This window comes from Bradyrhizobium genosp. SA-4 str. CB756 (assembly GCF_000473125.1).
GTDB lineage: Bacteria > Pseudomonadota > Alphaproteobacteria > Rhizobiales > Xanthobacteraceae > Bradyrhizobium > Bradyrhizobium arachidis.
In genome coordinates, this window is the sequence record NZ_KI421499.1 from 422,066 (window position 1) to 437,110 (window position 15,045).

17 protein-coding genes and 1 riboswitch are annotated in these 15,045 nt (G+C 64.7%); of the genes, 4 read left to right on the plus strand and 13 right to left on the minus strand.

Annotated features, from left to right (window positions below; translation table 11 throughout):
* Positions 1 to 86: 86 nt before the first annotated feature.
* A complete protein-coding gene (locus BRAGE_RS0102050; RefSeq protein WP_027560700.1) occupies positions 87 to 470 on the minus strand; it encodes a RidA family protein in 384 nt (127 codons plus the stop codon).
* 470 nt (positions 471 to 940) lie between these two features.
* Between BRAGE_RS0102050 and BRAGE_RS0102055 the strand changes: the two genes are divergently transcribed.
* Entirely contained in the window at positions 941 to 1,375 is a 435-nt protein-coding gene (locus BRAGE_RS0102055) for a hypothetical protein (RefSeq protein WP_027560699.1), read from the plus strand.
* 129 nt (positions 1,376 to 1,504) lie between these two features.
* Here BRAGE_RS0102055 and BRAGE_RS0102060 read toward each other — a convergent pair whose 3' ends face one another.
* Together BRAGE_RS0102060 and BRAGE_RS0102065 are read right to left on the minus strand one after the other, a co-directional pair.
* Entirely contained in the window at positions 1,505 to 2,200 is a 696-nt protein-coding gene (locus BRAGE_RS0102060; protein WP_027560698.1) for a glutathione S-transferase family protein, read from the minus strand.
* Between the two features lie 199 nt (positions 2,201 to 2,399).
* Entirely contained in the window at positions 2,400 to 3,050 is a 651-nt protein-coding gene (locus BRAGE_RS0102065) for a glutathione S-transferase family protein (protein ID WP_027560697.1), read from the minus strand.
* A 272-nt stretch (positions 3,051 to 3,322) separates the two neighbouring features.
* On the opposite strand from BRAGE_RS0102065, the gene BRAGE_RS0102070 reads away from it, so the two are divergent.
* The gene (locus tag BRAGE_RS0102070) at positions 3,323 to 3,760 is read left to right on the plus strand and encodes a VOC family protein (protein WP_027560696.1); all 438 of its coding nucleotides are present in this window, start codon (positions 3,323 to 3,325) and stop codon (positions 3,758 to 3,760) included.
* A 135-nt stretch (positions 3,761 to 3,895) separates the two neighbouring features.
* Positions 3,896 to 4,624 carry an SDR family oxidoreductase gene (locus tag BRAGE_RS0102075; RefSeq protein WP_027560695.1) on the plus strand — a complete coding sequence of 243 codons (729 nt, stop codon included), beginning with the start codon at positions 3,896 to 3,898 and terminating at the stop codon, positions 4,622 to 4,624.
* Between the two features lie 303 nt (positions 4,625 to 4,927).
* On the opposite strand, the gene BRAGE_RS0102080 is transcribed toward BRAGE_RS0102075, so the two are convergent.
* The 8 genes from BRAGE_RS0102080 to BRAGE_RS0102115 all read right to left on the minus strand — a co-directional run bounded on the left by BRAGE_RS0102080 (position 4,928) and on the right by BRAGE_RS0102115 (position 12,419).
* On the minus strand, positions 4,928 to 5,428 hold the full coding sequence (locus tag BRAGE_RS0102080) for a mismatch-specific DNA-glycosylase (RefSeq protein ID WP_035730884.1): 501 nt from the start codon (positions 5,426 to 5,428) through the stop codon (positions 4,928 to 4,930).
* 75 nt (positions 5,429 to 5,503) lie between these two features.
* Complete coding sequence (locus BRAGE_RS0102085; protein WP_027560693.1) at positions 5,504 to 6,448, minus strand: hypothetical protein; 945 nt, start codon at positions 6,446 to 6,448, stop codon at positions 5,504 to 5,506.
* A 312-nt stretch (positions 6,449 to 6,760) separates the two neighbouring features.
* The gene (gene thiC, locus BRAGE_RS0102090) at positions 6,761 to 8,659 is read right to left on the minus strand and encodes a phosphomethylpyrimidine synthase ThiC (protein WP_027560692.1); all 1,899 of its coding nucleotides are present in this window, start codon (positions 8,657 to 8,659) and stop codon (positions 6,761 to 6,763) included.
* 179 nt (positions 8,660 to 8,838) lie between these two features.
* Positions 8,839 to 9,447, minus strand: coding sequence for a thiamine phosphate synthase (locus BRAGE_RS0102095; protein WP_027560691.1), 609 nt, complete (start codon positions 9,445 to 9,447; stop codon positions 8,839 to 8,841).
* Positions 9,434 to 10,216 carry a thiazole synthase gene (locus BRAGE_RS0102100; RefSeq protein WP_027560690.1) on the minus strand — a complete coding sequence of 261 codons (783 nt, stop codon included), beginning with the start codon at positions 10,214 to 10,216 and terminating at the stop codon, positions 9,434 to 9,436. The genes BRAGE_RS0102095 and BRAGE_RS0102100 overlap by 14 nt, the downstream gene beginning before the upstream one ends.
* 169 nt (positions 10,217 to 10,385) lie before the next feature.
* Complete coding sequence (gene thiS / locus BRAGE_RS0102105) at positions 10,386 to 10,583, minus strand: sulfur carrier protein ThiS (protein WP_027560689.1); 198 nt, start codon at positions 10,581 to 10,583, stop codon at positions 10,386 to 10,388.
* A complete protein-coding gene (locus BRAGE_RS0102110) occupies positions 10,574 to 11,599 on the minus strand; it encodes an FAD-dependent oxidoreductase (protein WP_027560688.1) in 1,026 nt (341 codons plus the stop codon). Before BRAGE_RS0102110 ends, thiS begins: the two co-directional genes overlap by 10 nt.
* Positions 11,587 to 11,731, minus strand: a riboswitch (TPP riboswitch). Its footprint overlaps the gene before it by 13 nt.
* A 142-nt stretch (positions 11,732 to 11,873) precedes the next feature.
* Positions 11,874 to 12,419 carry a lytic transglycosylase domain-containing protein gene (locus tag BRAGE_RS0102115; protein ID WP_027560687.1) on the minus strand — a complete coding sequence of 182 codons (546 nt, stop codon included), beginning with the start codon at positions 12,417 to 12,419 and terminating at the stop codon, positions 11,874 to 11,876.
* Between the two features lie 240 nt (positions 12,420 to 12,659).
* Between BRAGE_RS0102115 and BRAGE_RS52350 the strand changes: the two genes are divergently transcribed.
* Positions 12,660 to 12,869 carry a hypothetical protein gene (locus BRAGE_RS52350; RefSeq protein WP_084334516.1) on the plus strand — a complete coding sequence of 70 codons (210 nt, stop codon included), beginning with the start codon at positions 12,660 to 12,662 and terminating at the stop codon, positions 12,867 to 12,869.
* Here BRAGE_RS52350 and BRAGE_RS47625 read toward each other — a convergent pair.
* Together BRAGE_RS47625 and BRAGE_RS0102130 are read right to left on the minus strand one after the other, a co-directional pair.
* Entirely contained in the window at positions 12,803 to 14,266 is a 1,464-nt protein-coding gene (locus BRAGE_RS47625) for an ATP-binding protein (protein WP_084334509.1), read from the minus strand. The two genes, BRAGE_RS52350 and BRAGE_RS47625, sit on opposite strands and share 67 nt — an antisense overlap.
* Before the next feature lie 14 nt (positions 14,267 to 14,280).
* Entirely contained in the window at positions 14,281 to 15,036 is a 756-nt protein-coding gene (locus BRAGE_RS0102130; protein WP_027560686.1) for a response regulator, read from the minus strand.
* Positions 15,037 to 15,045: the final 9 nt, after the last annotated feature.

Here is a 15,045-nt window from a genome sequence, read left to right on the forward strand (position 1 = left end):
GAGAGCGGCCGTTCACGGACATGTCAGACGCAGCGGCGCACTTGGTCTGGCCGCGTGTCCCGCAAGTCACACGTGTCTGGCGCGGCTCACTTCGCCAGCGAGGCCACCGCCTCGATCTCGATCAGCATCTTCGGATCTGGCAGGGCGTGCACCACGCAGGTGGTGCGCGCCGGGTAGGGCGGCGGGCCGAAGCTGCCTGCATAGAGCGCGTTCATCGCGGCGACATCGGACGCGCGGGTCAGGAGCACATTGACCTTGACGAGATCGCGGACCGTCGCGCCGGCCTCGTCGAGCACGCGGCGGATGTTGACGACGACGTTGGCGAACTGCGCATCGAAGCCGTCAGGCAGCGCGCCATGGGCATCGAAGCCGGGAATGCCGGAGACAAACAGGAGATCGCCGACGCGCGTCGCAAAGGACAGCGGCGGCGCCTTGACGTGCGGCGGGGGCGCGAAATGCTGGATCGGCATGGGTCACCTCGGGTGGTGTCGGCGCATGAGCGTAGCGAGATGCGGGGGAGTTGCAATCGGCATTGCGAGAGGGGGGCCGAACAAAAACTCGAAAACAACCCCATGCACAGTAGAAACGGCGAGGTTTGTCAGTTGATTCGGAAAGGCAGAAGTCCGGCTTGACGCGTCGGGCAAAACACTGGCAGAATGGCATGATCGCGGCGGCGTCGGTGCAGGGCACCAACTCCGCCGTCATGCCCCGGCTTGACCGGGGCATCCAGTACGCCGCGGCTTCTCGGTTCAATCACCAACGTCACCGGAATACTGGATCAATACTGGATCGCCCGGTCAAGCCGGGCGATGACAGTTGGGGTGTTGCTGGACCTCGCAACCCGCGCCCACCCCGATCATGTTGCCGCCGCGATCGATCGGATAGATTCGTCGCGTCTGATTCGCTTTCCCCCTTGAAAAATAGCCCCCGGAGATTCTGCATGAAGATCGCATCCACCTTCCGCGCCGCGCTGGTCGCCATCGCCGCTCTCGCCGGCCTCTCGACCGCCGCGCTGGCCGACGGCGGCACCGTGGTGCTGACGATCTACAAGGCGGGCTGGATCATCGGCGGCTCGGGCGGCTCCGGCGTCCTCAACTTCCGCGGCCGCGCCTATCCGCTCTCCACCGGCGGGCTCGATTACGGGCTCGTCTTCGGCGGCTCGAAAACCGTGCTGCGCGGCCGCGTCTCCAACATCAACCGCCCCTCCGACGTCGCCGGCGTCTATGGCGCTGCCGGTGCCGGCCTCGCCGTCGGTCGCGGCGCCCGCGCCATCGTGCTGACCAACCAGAAGGGCGCGGTGCTGGAGCTGACCGGCACGCAGGTCGGGCTGATGGCGAATGCGGATCTGAGCGGGCTTGCGATCACGATGCGGTAGGAGACGGTGCCGTCTGACTCGGTGCCGTAGGGTGGGCAAAGGCGCATAGCGCCGTGCCCACCATTCGCTCGTGATGGATACAGGTCGTGGGCACGCTTCGCTTTGCCCACCCTACGAGACTAACGTACCCTACGATTTTCCGACCATCGCATGAATCCGCTCGCAATGCGCGACGAGATTGTTGTGCGCATCGACAAAAGCCTTCAGCGGCGTCGGGATCGGAAAGTAATAGATGTTCGCGACAAAGCCGTAGATGCCGGCATCGACACTGGTCGGGGCCGCGCCGTGCACGAAACCCGTGGCCGGCACGATCTCGGCCAGCACCTGCAGATCGGCGAGGCCCCGCGCGTAAGCCTGCTCGGGCGTATAGCGGCCGATGCCCTGGAAATGATAGCGCTGCGCGTTGTAGGCCTTGGCCTTCTCGAACCCTTCCGCATTGATCTGCGGATGCTGCGCGATGAAGCCGTCGCGGAACGCCGGATAGAAGCGCTCGTCCTTCCAGCGCGAATACGACATCACCCAGTAGAGATCATCGAGCATGCGCGTGACGAGGTGGTTGGTGCGGCGCTGCTCCGCCGACAGCGCAGCATCGATGGTCAGGCGATATTTCGCGATCGCATGCGCGATGATGGTCTCGCTGTCGCCGATGGTCTCGCCGTCGTCGACGATGTAAGGCAGCTGTCCGCGCGGCGCCGCGGAGGCATCGAAGATGTGCTCGTGCACGAACGGCACGCCCGCGAGCTTGAGGAAGGCGTAGACCTTGAGGCCGTAGCCGTTGTTGTCGGCGACGCCGAACAGTTCCGGGTAGGAGTAAAGGGTCAGCATGCGGCGGCTCCCCTGTGATGGCGGGGCCAGCATGCAGGGGCGCCGAGATGGATGCAATGGGGAGCGAAGCTCGTAGGGTGGGTTAGCCCCGGGCTGCGCGAAGCGCAGTCCCTTGGCGTAACCCACCTCTTCGGGGCGACAGAGGCGGTGGGGTACGCCGCACGGCCCGCGCTTCGCGCAGCCGCGCGTCTAACCCACCCTACGAACCCGATGCCGCGGTGAACACCGCCAGCTGCGCCTCGAACGCCCGCCGGAACGCCGGCCGGGCTTCGCCGCGCGCGACATAGGCGGCGATGTCAGGATATTCCTCCAGCAGCCCCGATGTGTTCAGCCGACGCAGCACCGTCACCATCATGAGGTCGCCGGCGCTGAAAGCGCCGTCGAGCCAGTCGGCCCCGCCGAGGCGGAGGGACAATTCGCCGAGCCTGACACGGACGCGATCTTGCAGCATGGGCAGGCGCGCCTCGTACCAGCTCTTGTCGCGCTCGAACAGCATCGCCATGCCGAGCTCGACGATCGGCGGCTCCAGCGTGTTCAGCGCGGCGAACATCCATGCGATCGCGCGCGAGCGTGCATTCGGCTCGTCCGGCAGCAGCCCGGGATGATGTTCGGCGATGTGGAGCACGATCGCCCCGGACTCGAACAACGCGAGATCGCCGTCCTCATAGGTCGGAATCTGCCCGAACGGATGCCGCGCAAGGTGCGCCGGCTCCTTCATCTGCTTGAACGAAACCAGGCGGACGTCATAGGGCTGCCCGACTTCCTCCAGCGCCCAGCGGACGCGCATGTCGCGCGCCTGTCCCCGGCCGCGGTCGGGCGAGTTTTCGAAGGCGGTGATGGTGGGAGGCATCGGCGGTCTCCGGGGTGATCGTCAGGTCCAGAGGACGAACGAGCAGGGCGGCTTCCGACAGGCTATCCGGTTTTCCGCGTAGCATGGGTAGAGCGCAGCGAAACCGATCATTGAACCGCCCGATCTGCCGTTTTGGCTCGATTGATGGGTTTCGCTGCGCTCTACCCATCCTACGGACTGCGGCCGGTCGAAAAAATCTCGCATCTCAATGTCGGAACGCCGCTCCCGGCCGCGTCCTTGGGAAGCCCCCCTTGCCGAAAGGATCCCCGCCCATGACCTCCATCACGCCGTTCCTCTGGTTCGACAACAACGTCCCCGAGGCCGTCGCGTTCTACAAATCGGTGTTCCCCAACGCCAAGATCGAGACCGTCAGCGACTTCATGGCGGTGTTCGAGCTCGAAGGCCAGCGCTTCCACGCGCTCAACGGCGGGCCGCAACACCGCTTCAACGAGGCGGTGTCGTTCTTCATCAGCGTGGAGACGCAAGGCGAGGTGGATCATTTCTGGGAAGCGCTCACCGCCGACGGCGGTGAGGAGTCGCGATGCGGCTGGCTCAAGGACAAGTTCGGCCTGTCCTGGCAGGTGGTGCCATCAGCGCTCGGCCGCTACCTCGGCGACCCCGATCGCACCAGGGCGAACCGCGTCATGCAGGCCATGATGAAGATGCGGAAGATCGTGATCGCGGACCTGGACAAGGCGTATGCGGGGTGAGGGAGCCCCGGTGCCGTAGGGTGGGCAAAGGCGCGCCCCTCGCGCGCCGTGCCCACGTGCTGTCGACGCCGGCGATCCACATCGCCAATTCACCTGAGGTCGCTATACTGCCGACCTCAGCTGAATGGTGATCTCATGGCAAGAGTATTGGAAGGCAAGGTTGCGGCCGTGACCGGCGCTGCGTCGGGCATTGGTCTTGCGAGTGCCGAGGCGATGCTGGCCGCGGGCGCGCGCGTCGTGATGGTCGACCGCGACGAGGCCGCGCTGACGACGCTCAATCGCAAGCACGGCGATGCCGTGATCCCGCTGGTCGTCGACCTGCTTGATCCCAGGGACTGCGCCACGTTGCTGCCGCGCGTTCTGGAGAACGCGGGCCAGCTCGACATCCTGCATGCGAATGCGGGCAGCTATGTCGGGGGCGACCTCGTCGATGCCGACACCACGGCGATCGACCGGATGCTGAATCTGAATGTCAACGTCGTGATGAAGAACGTGCACGACGTGCTGCCGCACATGATTGCGCGCCGGACCGGCGACATCATCGTCACGAGCTCGCTGGCGGCGCATTTTCCGACGCCATGGGAGCCGGTCTATGCGTCGTCCAAATGGGCGATCAACTGCTTCGTCCAGACGGTGCGGCGCCAGGTGTTCAAGCACGGCATCCGCGTCGGCTCGATCTCGCCCGGCCCGGTCGTCACCTCGCTGCTCGCGGACTGGCCGCCCGAGAAGCTGAAGGATGCCAGGGACTCCGGCAGCCTGCTGGAGGCCAGCGAAGTCGCCGAAGTGGTGATGTTCATGCTGACACGGCCGCGCGGCATGACCATCCGCGACGTGGTGATGATGCCGACCAATTTCGATCTCTAGGCGCGCAGCTTCGTAGGGTGGGCAAAGGCGCGCTCTTCGCGCGCCGTGCCCACGTGCTGTCGACGTGGGCACGGCGCTGACGCGCCTTTGCCCACCCTACGAAGCTGCGCGCCAAACCCCCGGTGTCGTCCCGGCCTAGTGCGCAATTGCGCACGGGCGCCGGGACCCATACCGCGTGATCGATCGGCTTGCTGCCGGTAGAAGTACCGAACGACGAGTCTTCGCCAAACGTCTCCCTGTGGTTATGGGTCCCTGCTTTCGCAGGGACGACGACTGAGTGTGAGGCGCCATCGTCAATCTACGCTATTCGGCAATCCACTTCGCAAGCTCGCGCCACGGCTCCAGCGTCCAATGCCCGGACGCCGCGCCGGACGGCGACGGCAGCACAAAAATCTCCGGCAGGCTTGCATCGCGCACCTGCCGCCCCAGCGCAATCGCAGCTGACGGCCTGCCATAGAACAAGCTCGCCGCCTTCTTGCTCGTGAACGCAACCGTCCGCGGCCGGTACTTTTCCATCTTCTTCCTGAACCCCGGCACGTCGATCGTCTCCGCCGCGATCTGGTGATCCATCCCGGCGCCCGACTTGGAGAGATCGGTGAAGCCGATCCCGAGCTCGATCAGCAATGCGAACTCGCCCGGCTGATACCGCCGCGGCGTGATCCCGGCCTCATGGATCGCGCGCCAGAAGCGGTTGCCGGGATGCGCGTAGTAGTGCCCGAGTTCGGCCGAGCGCGTCGAGGCGGCGGTGCCGACGAAGACGAGGCGGAGGTTTTCGCGGAGCTGGTCGGGGAGGCGGGGGCTCATAGTGTTGAGCAGGTCGCTGTCTTTCAAGAAGCAAAACGCAAATGTCACGCGAGGACATCGGCTTTCATGCTTGCTCTATTTTCGTGGTTTCCACCACAGCAACATCCCTTGGTGAGGTAAGAGGTAATCATTAATTTGATACTCATACGAGCCTTGCTCGACGTCGTTCTTCGCTGAAATGACGTCCCTATCGTGTATCGAGAGGGCTTGGATTAGAAACTGCTTCTTAGTTTCATCCTTTATCGAAACGGTCAGCGCTTCGGCTGGAAGATGTGTCCGGATTAAGTCAGTGTCTTCGGAGGATTTGATTAGCGAATATTCAAGCTCACAGGAGAGCGTGTCCTCCGGCTCGACGGCGAATTCACCAATATCAAATGCGATACGATTTCCGTCAGGCTTGAGAGACGCATTCGCTTTGTCCACGAGCTCGGCAGGTGTTCCGTCAGACGCTCCTTTTCGCAGTCGAACTTCAACGTGATGAAATTTGACTTTTCCACGAGGACCCTTGCTCGTTGGTTCGGGAAGATGTCCTTTCAGGCTATGTTTAGCGACAATGTCGCTCACATTACTTAATTGGTAGCGTGCCTTTACCCGGAGCTCTAGATATTCGGCACTGCCACCCTCTTCAGGGTCAAGTAACCTGATATCGTAACGGAAATTCTTACGCAAAAGGCTTTGTGTCAAAGCTAGTCGATTGGCTACGTGCAGCACGCCCGCTGGTATTTGTCGACGCAAGACGCCGTAAAATACATTCTCGGAGATCGACTCGATACGGGCGTTCCAGATTGCCTGCTCGTGCCTGGCCGCGAGTTGCTCAAATACCATCCAAACAACGGCGGCAACTATGAGGGCGAAGCCGATTTCCTTCGCAACGTGAAGCAAGGCAACCTGCAGTGCAGTCCAACCCTCGGGATGTTCTGTGCCGGTGAAGAATGTGAGTGCACAGCCGACTAGAAACACAACAGTCGCTATCAAGTAGAGTGTCGTAGTCGAAAGCCCGCTTTGTTTCGGTCCAGCCATGGAGCATGTTCCTGCAAATGACTTTCGTGCCAGATTTGCCAGGGCACTTGCGGTGTACTGTTGTCCGCTCGTTTCGGCCAATATGAAAAGATCGTAGAATTCGTACTATTATGCCCGTGGATGCCATCCGGTAAGCTACCCGGAGACACGTTCGCGCGACATAGCTATCTTAGATTGTGAAGTGCGGTAGCGGCAAGCCCTCTGGCTTCATTGAATATAGGTCGCTGCAAGAAGAAATCCGGCTGGTCTCAAGCGAAAGGCCGGGCTGAGCCCGGCCTTGCAACTGTTCAAAAGATGCTCGGGCTGAGCCCCTCACAACACCCGATTACTCTCCTTCACCTTCTCCGCATCGAGATAAACGCTTGAGCCCATCTCCTTGAACTTCGCGCTCATCTTCGCCATTCCGTCTTCGGCGGTGCCGGCCATCGACATGCCCACGCTGTTCGGATCGTTCAGCGTCGCCGCATAGTCCCGCACGTCCTGCGTGATCTTCATCGAGCAGAATTTTGGGCCGCACATCGAGCAGAAATGGGCGACCTTGTGGGCTTCCTTCGGCAGGGTCTCGTCGTGGAAGCTCTTTGCCGTGTCCGGATCGAGGCCGAGGTTGAACTGGTCGGTCCAGCGGAATTCGAACCTCGCGCGGGAGAGGGCGTCGTCGCGCAGTTGCGCGGCGGGATGGCCCTTGGCGAGATCGCTAGCGTGGGCCGCGATCTTGTAGGTGATGACGCCGGTCTTGACGTCGTTGCGATCGGGCAGGCCGAGATGCTCCTTCGGCGTGACGTAGCAGAGCATGGCGCAGCCGAACCAGCCGATCATGGCTGCTCCGATGCCCGACGTGATGTGGTCATAGCCCGGCGCGATGTCGGTGGTCAGCGGTCCAAGCGTGTAGAACGGCGCCTCGCCGCATTCCTTGAGCTGCTTGTCCATGTTGATCTTGATCTTGTGCATCGGCACGTGGCCGGGGCCCTCGATCATGACCTGGCAGCCCTTGTCCCACGCGATCTTCGTGAGCTCGCCGAGCGTCTCGAGCTCCGCGAACTGCGCGCGGTCGTTGGCATCCGCGATCGAGCCCGGACGCAGGCCGTCGCCGAGCGAGAACGAGACGTCATACTTGCGCATGAGGTCGCAGATCTCGTCGAAATGCGTGTAGAGGAAGCTCTCCTTGTGATGCGCGAGACACCACTTCGCCATGATCGAGCCGCCACGGCTGACGATGCCGGTGACGCGGTTGGCGGTGAGGTGGATGTATTGCAGACGTACGCCGGCGTGGATGGTGAAGTAGTCGACGCCCTGCTCGCACTGCTCGATCAGCGTGTCCTTGTAGAGCTCCCAGGTCAGCGCGACGGGATCGCCGTTGCACTTCTCCAGCGCCTGGTAGATCGGCACGGTGCCGATCGGCACCGGCGAGTTGCGCAAAATCCATTCGCGCGTGGTGTGGATGTTGCGGCCGGTCGAGAGGTCCATCACGGTGTCGGCGCCCCAGCGGATCGCCCACACCATCTTCTCGACCTCTTCCTCGACCGACGACGTCACCGCCGAGTTGCCGATATTGGCGTTGATCTTGGTCAGGAAGTTGCGGCCGATGATCATCGGCTCGAGTTCGCTGTGGTTGATGTTGGAGGGGATAATGGCACGGCCGCGCGCGATCTCGTCGCGCACGAACTCCGGCGTGATGAAGGCGGGCACCGCGGCGCCGAAGCTTTCGCCGTCGGCAAGCGCCGCCTCCGCGCGCTCGAGCTGCTGCTTGCGACCGAGGTTTTCGCGCGCCGCGACGTAGATCATCTCCTTGGTGACGATGCCGGCGCGGGCGAATTCGAGCTGCGTGATCTTGTGGCCGTCGAGGCCGCGCAGCGGCTTGTGATAGGCCGAGAAGGCGCGCGCGGCCTTGTCGGTGGAGACGCTGCCATTGTCCTCCGGCTTGATCTGCCGGCCCTCATATTCCTCGACGCCGCCGCGCTCCAGCACCCATTGCTTGCGATTGCGCGCAAGGCCGGCATTGACGTCGATGGTGACGGACGGATCGGTGTAGGGGCCCGAGGTGTCGTAGACCGGCAGGTTCGGCTCGCCCGCGCCCTCGGAGAGGATGATCTCGCGCAAGGGCACGCGGATGTCCGGCGCGGCATCCGGCGAGGCGAAGATTTTTCGCGAGGAGGGAAGGGGGCCGGTGGTGACGGCGGGGACGGTCTTGTCGGGGTTGGAGCGGATGTTCATGGGATCCTCCTTTTAGTTCGTTGGCATCGCTGCGCGAGCGACAAATACTGCTGTCATCCCCGCGAAGGCGGGGATCCAGTACTCCGAGGCGGTGCGGCTAGAGCCGAGAGGCCGCGGCGTACTGGATCGCCCGGTCAAGCCGGGCGATGACAGTTGAGGGTGTGGAGAGAGCGTGCGCATCACGCCGCCTCCTTCGACTGGCCGAGCCATTGCCGCACACGCGCGTCCGGGTCGGCGTTCTGGGTGACGTCGGACACCACGGCGATGGAATCCGCGCCGGCGGCAAAGATCTCCGCGGCGTGCTCGAACTTGATGCCGCCGATCGCGACCAGCGGGATGTTGCCGATGCGCTTCTTCCATTCCGTGATCTTTGGAATGCCCTGCGGCTCGAAGCGCATCGATTTGAGCGTGGTGAAGAAGATCGGACCGAGCGCGACGTAATCGGGCTCGGCCTTGAGCGCGGTCGCAAGCTCAGCGTCGTCGTGCGTGGAGATTCCGAGCGACAGGCCCGCTTCGCGGATCGCCTTGAGGTCGGCGTCGGCAAGATCCTCCTGGCCGAGATGCAGGTATTTTGCGCCGGCGACGATCGCCGCGCGCCAGTAGTCGTTCACGACCAGCTTGGTTTGCGTGCCGTTCGTGATCGCCAGCGCGTCGGTGACGATCTGGAGCGCCTCGGCATCGTTCAGCTCTTTCGCGCGCAGCTGGATGGTGCCGACGCCGAGTTTTGTCAGCCGCTCGACCCATTTGAGGCTGTCGACGACGGGATAGAAGCGATCAGGATACGGCATGCCAGAACGGGGTCCCAACGACAGGGGTGGAGGGGGAGGCGAAGTCGCGGGCGTTCATCAGCCCGGCTTCAAAAGCGGTGCGGCCGGCATCACAGCCGAGGCGGAAGGCGTTCGCCATCGCGACGGGATCGGCAGCTTTTGCGATTGCGGTGTTGAGCAGCACGGCGTCGTAGCCGAGCTCGAGCGCTGCGGCCGCATGCGAGGGCGCCCCTAAGCCGGCGTCGACGACCAGCGTGATGTCGGGCAGCCGCTCGCGCAGCAGTTTTAATGCATCGCGGTTGGTGATGCCCTTGGCGCTGCCGATCGGGGCGGCCCACGGCATCACCACCTTGCAGCCGGCATCGACCAGGCGGTTGGCGACCGAGAGATCCTCGGTGCAATAGGGGAACACCTCAAAGCCGTCCTTGATCAGGATGGTCGCGGCTTCAACGAGGCCGACGACGTCGGGCTGCAGCGTGTCGTTGTCGGCGATGACCTCCAGCTTGATCCAGCTGGTGCCGAACAGCTCGCGGGCGAGCTTGGCGGTGGTCACCGCCTCGCGCACGCTGCGGCAGCCGGCGGTGTTCGGCAGCACGGTTACGTCGAGCTCGCGGATCAGCTTCCAGAACGCGTCCCCGGTCTTGCCGCCGGCGGATTCGCGGCGCAGCGACACCGTGACGATGTTCGAGCCGGAGGCGCGGATCGCCGCCTGCATGATCGCGGGCGAGGGATAGAGCGCGCTGCCGATGAGGAGGCGCGAGGCGAAGGATTTGCCGTAGAAGGTCACCATGTGCGAGGTGTCTCCTCAAGTTCAACTGTCGTCCCCGCGAAGGCGGGGACCCATACCGCGTGATTTCTCTTGGGGCACGCGGGGAGAGACCGAGCGCCATAACCGCTCCCTGGGGTTATGGGTCCCCGCCTTCGCGGGGACGACAAGTGGATGGAGCGTGCCATCATCCTCACCCTCCCTGCCGCGGCGTGATGATTTCGATCTCGTCGCCGGCCTTCAGGCTGGTCTCGGCCCAGCGGCTCTTCGGCACGACGTCGTAGTTCAGCGCGATCGCGAAATGCGTGCCCTCGTAGTCGAGCTCGCAGAGCAGCGCATCGACGCTGGCCGCGTTCACCTCGCGCTGCTCGCCGTTCACGATCACGCGCATTGCATCACCTCATTGTCGATCTGGCCGCGCTCGACGTAAGCGAGCGTCAGCTCGGCGAGCGCCGGCGCGATCAGGAAGCCGTGGCGGTAAAGCCCGTTGACGCTGATCGCTTCGCCGCGAATGCCGATGCGGGGGAGATTGTCGGGAAAGGCGGGGCGAAGCCCCGAGCCGAATTCGACGATGCGCGCTTCGCCGAACGCGGGATGCACGGCATAGGCGGCGCCCAAAAGCTCAAGTGCGGAGCGCACGCTGACGCCGGTGTCCTCGGCCTCGATCGAGGTCGCGCCCAGCATGAACAGATTGTCCTCGCGCGGGATCACGTAGAGCGGCCAGCGCGGATGGATCAGCCGCACGGGGCGCGAGAGCTGCACCTCGTCGGTCTCGATCAGGATCATCTCGCCCTTGACGCCGCGCAAGCCGGGTTGTTCCTCGCGCGCGGCAAGGCCGCGGCAGTCGATCACGATGCCTTTAGGATCAAGATTTGCGAGGTCTTTGGCGGAAACGTCGCTGTCGAACTTGATGGTGCCGCCGGCAGCCTTGATGCGCGCGTGCAGCTTTGGCAGCACGCGGCGCGGCTCGACATGGCCCTCGGCCGGGAAGAACAGCGCATCGCGGAAGCGGCCTTCCAGCGACGGCTCGAGCTCGGCGAGAGCGGCGGCGTCGAGCCGGCGATGGCCCTCGGTCATTCGGGCAAAGCGCTCGAAATCGTTGCGCTCGCGCGGATGGGCGACGACGAGGGAGCCGTTGAAGGGGGTATCAGGCAGCTCGCGCCGCCAGATGTCGAGGGAGCGCTGGCCGAGCCTGGAGATGATGGGTTCGGCGACCTCGGCCTCGCACCAGGGCGCCAGCATGCCGCCGGCCCAGTGGCTGGTGGATTCGGTCATCGCCGCGTCACCGCGCTCGTGTAGAGTCACGGCGTGGCCGGCCTGCGCGAACAGCAGCGCCTGCCAGGCTCCGGCAATGCCTGCGCCGATAATGGATACCGGTGAATCCGGTCGCTTGGTCGTCTGCAACATCCCTGTCCCTTCGCCGGCATGACCCGGATCAGGTTCAAAGGGTCACCGCGGTCCTGGGCCGGCTTGCTGAAGTGCAGGCTTGCCCATTTAGCGGTATCTCAGCTCCTCCTCGGAGCACCCCTCGGAACGGCTCTAATGTATGCCAGTGGGAGCTGGTGTCAACGCGTTAGCCACAGACCAGTCATTCCGGGGCAGCTCGAAGAGCCGAACCTATTGCGCACCGGGGAATCTCGAGATTCCGGGTTCGGTCCTGCGGACCGCCCCGGAATGACGATCAATCGCGTGGAACCTGCGCCCGCGCGTTGCGGACGCCTTGCGCCAGCTTCCTGTGCGGCGCGGTGCCGAACATCGGCTGCGGATTGCCGTTGGGCTCGAGCCAAACCTGGGGGCTCGTCTCGTTGCTGGCTTGCTGCACCATCTCCTGCCGCTGCCGCTTTGCAGCGTAGTAATAGCCGCCCGCGAAATAACGCACAGCTCGCGCGTGGTCGCCATTGGCGGCGTGATAGGCGCCGGCGAGGTATTTCACCGCGTAGGTGAGATTGGTGTTGGGATCGCGCAGGCCGGCAGCATCGCCGGTGTAGCCGAGCCCGCGAGCAGTCGCGAGCTTGATCTGCATCAGGCCGATGGTGCCGCCGCGGCCGACGAGGCCGGGCTGGTAGCGGCTCTCGCGCATGATGACACGGTGCACCAGCGCCTCCGGCACGCCATTGGCGCGCGCATGCATCGCGACCATCTCGGCATAGTCGGCTTCGCCCGCCAATGCGGCCTGCGGTACGATCAGTCCGGCCGCGAGCAGCGCGGCAATGCGTAAAATCTTCATCGAATATTCCTTGGGTCTAGCAAGTGACCTGCACCCGCTGCGGATAGTCGCGCGGAACGCGGCGATGATGTGACCAAACGCCGCCGCCGCCGATTTTGCGGCGCCGAGCCGCCGTGATGACGCAAAGCTGGTCTAGGTGACGCCTGGGGCGAACGACCCCCGGCCAGCGACAGCACGCCTGTCTATTCGCATCGGCCGGCGAAAGCGAGTATGAAGACGCCTGCGAAGTGGGAGGGTGCCATGACAAAATCAAACAAGGCACATATCGGCGACGTTCCTAGACAGAACCCCTGTGCCCAGTGCGGCACGCCAATTTCCCAGCCGGACTGGATCGAGCCCGGCGAGGGGCGCGTCTCCTATCTCTGGAATTGCCGCGCCTGCGGCTATCGCTTCGAGGCGGTGGCGATCTTCGACGAGACAGCCGTCGAGCATCCGCCGCTCGCGGCCTGAGGCGCATCGCTGCGGATCGCTTTGTCTTCACCACTCCCCGCTGGGGAGAGGTGAAGGAATTGCCCTAGTCCGCTGGACGCTGTGCCTGCCTGCCAGATCGGCAATTGCATCCGCACGATCAGGCCGTGCGGCTCGCGGTCGTGCAGCGAGAGCTCGCCGCCATGGGCGATCGCGATCGCGCGCGCGATCGACAGGCCGAGGCCGAAGCCGGTGGAATCGTCCATGGTGCGGGCGTCGTCGCCGCGCACGAACGGCTCCAGCATCTCCTGCTTGCGCGCGTCCGAAATGCCGGGGCCGTCGTCCTCGACGTCGATGACGAGCGTGGTGGAGGATGCGTCGAGGCGGATCGTGACCTCGGCGCCGAAGCGCACCGCGTTCTCGACGAGGTTGGTGACGCCGCGATGCAAATCGTCGGGCCGCGCGGCGGCGGTCGCGGACGCCGGGCCGTCATAATGCACGACATGGCCCATGTCGCCGAACTGGTCGGCGATGAGCTGGAGCGTGCTGGCGATGTCGACCAGCGTCACTGCCTCGACCTTGCGGTCGTTGCGCAGCAGCGAGAGCACGGACTCCAGCATCGAGCGCATCTGGTCGAGATCGATCAGCATGCGCTTGCGGTTGGTCTCGTCCTCGATGAATTCGGCGCGCAGCCGCAGCCGCGTGATCGGCGTGCGCAGATCGTGGCTGATCGCGGCCAGCATCCGCGTGCGATCCGACATCAGCCGTGCGATCCGCTCGTGCATGCGGTTGAGCGCGCGCGCCACCGAGCGGATCTCCTCCGGCCCGCGCTCGGGCAGCGGCTCGGCGGCGCCGTCCAGGCTGAAATTCTCGGCGGCCTTGGCGAAGGACGACAGCGGCGCCGCGAGCGCGCGCGCGGCCCACAGGCCGAGCACGGTGACGCAGATGAAGGTCGTCATCAGCGTCATCAGCCACGGCGAGCCCCAGAACCACGGCCGCGGGCCGCCGCCATCGACACGGCCGGCGATCATGCTGCCGTCGGGCAATTCGACGCCGATGCGGTGCGCGGGTCCCTCGGAGGCAAGCTGCACCACCTTGTAGCCGCGGCCGAGGTGACGGCGCAGGCCGCGCAGGTGCTGGCTTTCGCTCTCCTCGACGACGCCTGCCGTGCCGGGCGCGAGCGTGTCGAGGCCGAGCTTGGGGAAGGCACGCGTGAGATCGGCGAGGAGGCGCGGCCGTTCGCCGGGCTCGGCCGCACCGAGCAGCAGCGCGGCGTCGGTCAGCTGATGCGCGCCGTCCGGCGGGGCATCCTGCCGGTCCGGCCGGCTCATCAGGAAGGCGGTGGTGACGACGAGATGCAGCGCGACGGTGGAAGCCAGCACCAGCGCGGCGATCTGCCCGCCGATGCCCCTGAGGTGGAAGAACCCGAACGGCTTCATCGTCGGCGTCCCTCTCAATTGCTCAGGGGCGCCGCAACCGCTTCAGTATTTGCTGGTTCAGTCCTTGGCGTGAACAGATAGCCGCCGGAGCGCACCGTCTTGATGATGGTGGGATCGGCCGGGTTAGGCTCGATCTTGCGGCGGATGCGGCTGACCAGCACGTCGATCGAACGCTCGAACGAGCCGGTGTTGCGGCCCTGCGTGAGGTCGAGCAGGCTGTCGCGCGACAGCACGCGGCCGGGCCGTTCGCAGAAGGTGCGGAGCAGATCGAACTCGGCGCTGGTCACCGCGACGCGCGCGCCTTCCGGATTGCGCAGCTCGCGCAGGCGCAGATCGATGCGCCAGCCTTCGAAGGCGAGCGTGCTCGCGCCTTCGATCGAGCTTGCCGCCTGCGCCGCGGCCTGGCGGCGCAGCACCGCGTTGATGCGGGCAAGCAGCTCGCGCGGGTTGAAGGGCTTGGGCAGATAATCGTCCGCGCCCATCTCGAGGCCGACGATGCGATCGACGTCCTCGCCGCGCGCGGTCAGCATGATGATCGGCGTCTGCGTCTCCGAGCGCACCTTGCGGCAGAGGCTGAGGCCGTCCTCGCCGGGCAGCATGACGTCGAGGATGATGAGGTCGACGCGGTGATCGGCCATGGCGCGCGACATCTCGCGGCCATCGCTCACGGCGGTGACGTTGCAGGCGTTGTTGCGCAGGTACTTCGCAATCAACGTCCGGGTTTCGCGGTCGTCCTCGACGACCAGGATGTTGGGATTGGGAATAGCCATGCGCTTTGT

What these genes read in the sequence shown, in the direction of transcription:
- BRAGE_RS0102060 (WP_027560698.1), bottom strand. Translation starts at nt 2,200, where the DNA reads ATGCTGACCCTTTACTCCTACCCGGAACTGTTCGGCGTCGCCGACAAC.
- BRAGE_RS0102130 (WP_027560686.1), bottom strand. Translation starts at nt 15,036, where the DNA reads ATGGCTATTCCCAATCCCAACATCCTGGTCGTCGAGGACGACCGCGAA.
- BRAGE_RS0102070 (WP_027560696.1), top strand. Translation starts at nt 3,323, where the DNA reads ATGACCTCCATCACGCCGTTCCTCTGGTTCGACAACAACGTCCCCGAG.
- BRAGE_RS0102085 (WP_027560693.1), bottom strand. Translation starts at nt 6,448, where the DNA reads ATGGCTGGACCGAAACAAAGCGGGCTTTCGACTACGACACTCTACTTG.
- BRAGE_RS52350 (WP_084334516.1), top strand. Translation starts at nt 12,660, where the DNA reads ATGACAAAATCAAACAAGGCACATATCGGCGACGTTCCTAGACAGAAC.
- BRAGE_RS0102095 (WP_027560691.1), bottom strand. Translation starts at nt 9,447, where the DNA reads ATGCCGTATCCTGATCGCTTCTATCCCGTCGTCGACAGCCTCAAATGG.
- BRAGE_RS0102100 (WP_027560690.1), bottom strand. Translation starts at nt 10,216, where the DNA reads ATGGTGACCTTCTACGGCAAATCCTTCGCCTCGCGCCTCCTCATCGGC.
- BRAGE_RS0102055 (WP_027560699.1), top strand. Translation starts at nt 941, where the DNA reads ATGAAGATCGCATCCACCTTCCGCGCCGCGCTGGTCGCCATCGCCGCT.
- BRAGE_RS0102050 (WP_027560700.1), bottom strand. Translation starts at nt 470, where the DNA reads ATGCCGATCCAGCATTTCGCGCCCCCGCCGCACGTCAAGGCGCCGCCG.
- BRAGE_RS0102110 (WP_027560688.1), bottom strand. Translation starts at nt 11,599, where the DNA reads ATGTTGCAGACGACCAAGCGACCGGATTCACCGGTATCCATTATCGGC.
- BRAGE_RS0102065 (WP_027560697.1), bottom strand. Translation starts at nt 3,050, where the DNA reads ATGCCTCCCACCATCACCGCCTTCGAAAACTCGCCCGACCGCGGCCGG.
- thiC (WP_027560692.1), bottom strand. Translation starts at nt 8,659, where the DNA reads ATGAACATCCGCTCCAACCCCGACAAGACCGTCCCCGCCGTCACCACC.
- BRAGE_RS47625 (WP_084334509.1), bottom strand. Translation starts at nt 14,266, where the DNA reads ATGAAGCCGTTCGGGTTCTTCCACCTCAGGGGCATCGGCGGGCAGATC.
- thiS (WP_027560689.1), bottom strand. Translation starts at nt 10,583, where the DNA reads ATGCGCGTGATCGTGAACGGCGAGCAGCGCGAGGTGAACGCGGCCAGC.
- BRAGE_RS0102080 (WP_035730884.1), bottom strand. Translation starts at nt 5,428, where the DNA reads ATGAGCCCCCGCCTCCCCGACCAGCTCCGCGAAAACCTCCGCCTCGTC.
- BRAGE_RS0102075 (WP_027560695.1), top strand. Translation starts at nt 3,896, where the DNA reads ATGGCAAGAGTATTGGAAGGCAAGGTTGCGGCCGTGACCGGCGCTGCG.
- BRAGE_RS0102115 (WP_027560687.1), bottom strand. Translation starts at nt 12,419, where the DNA reads ATGAAGATTTTACGCATTGCCGCGCTGCTCGCGGCCGGACTGATCGTA.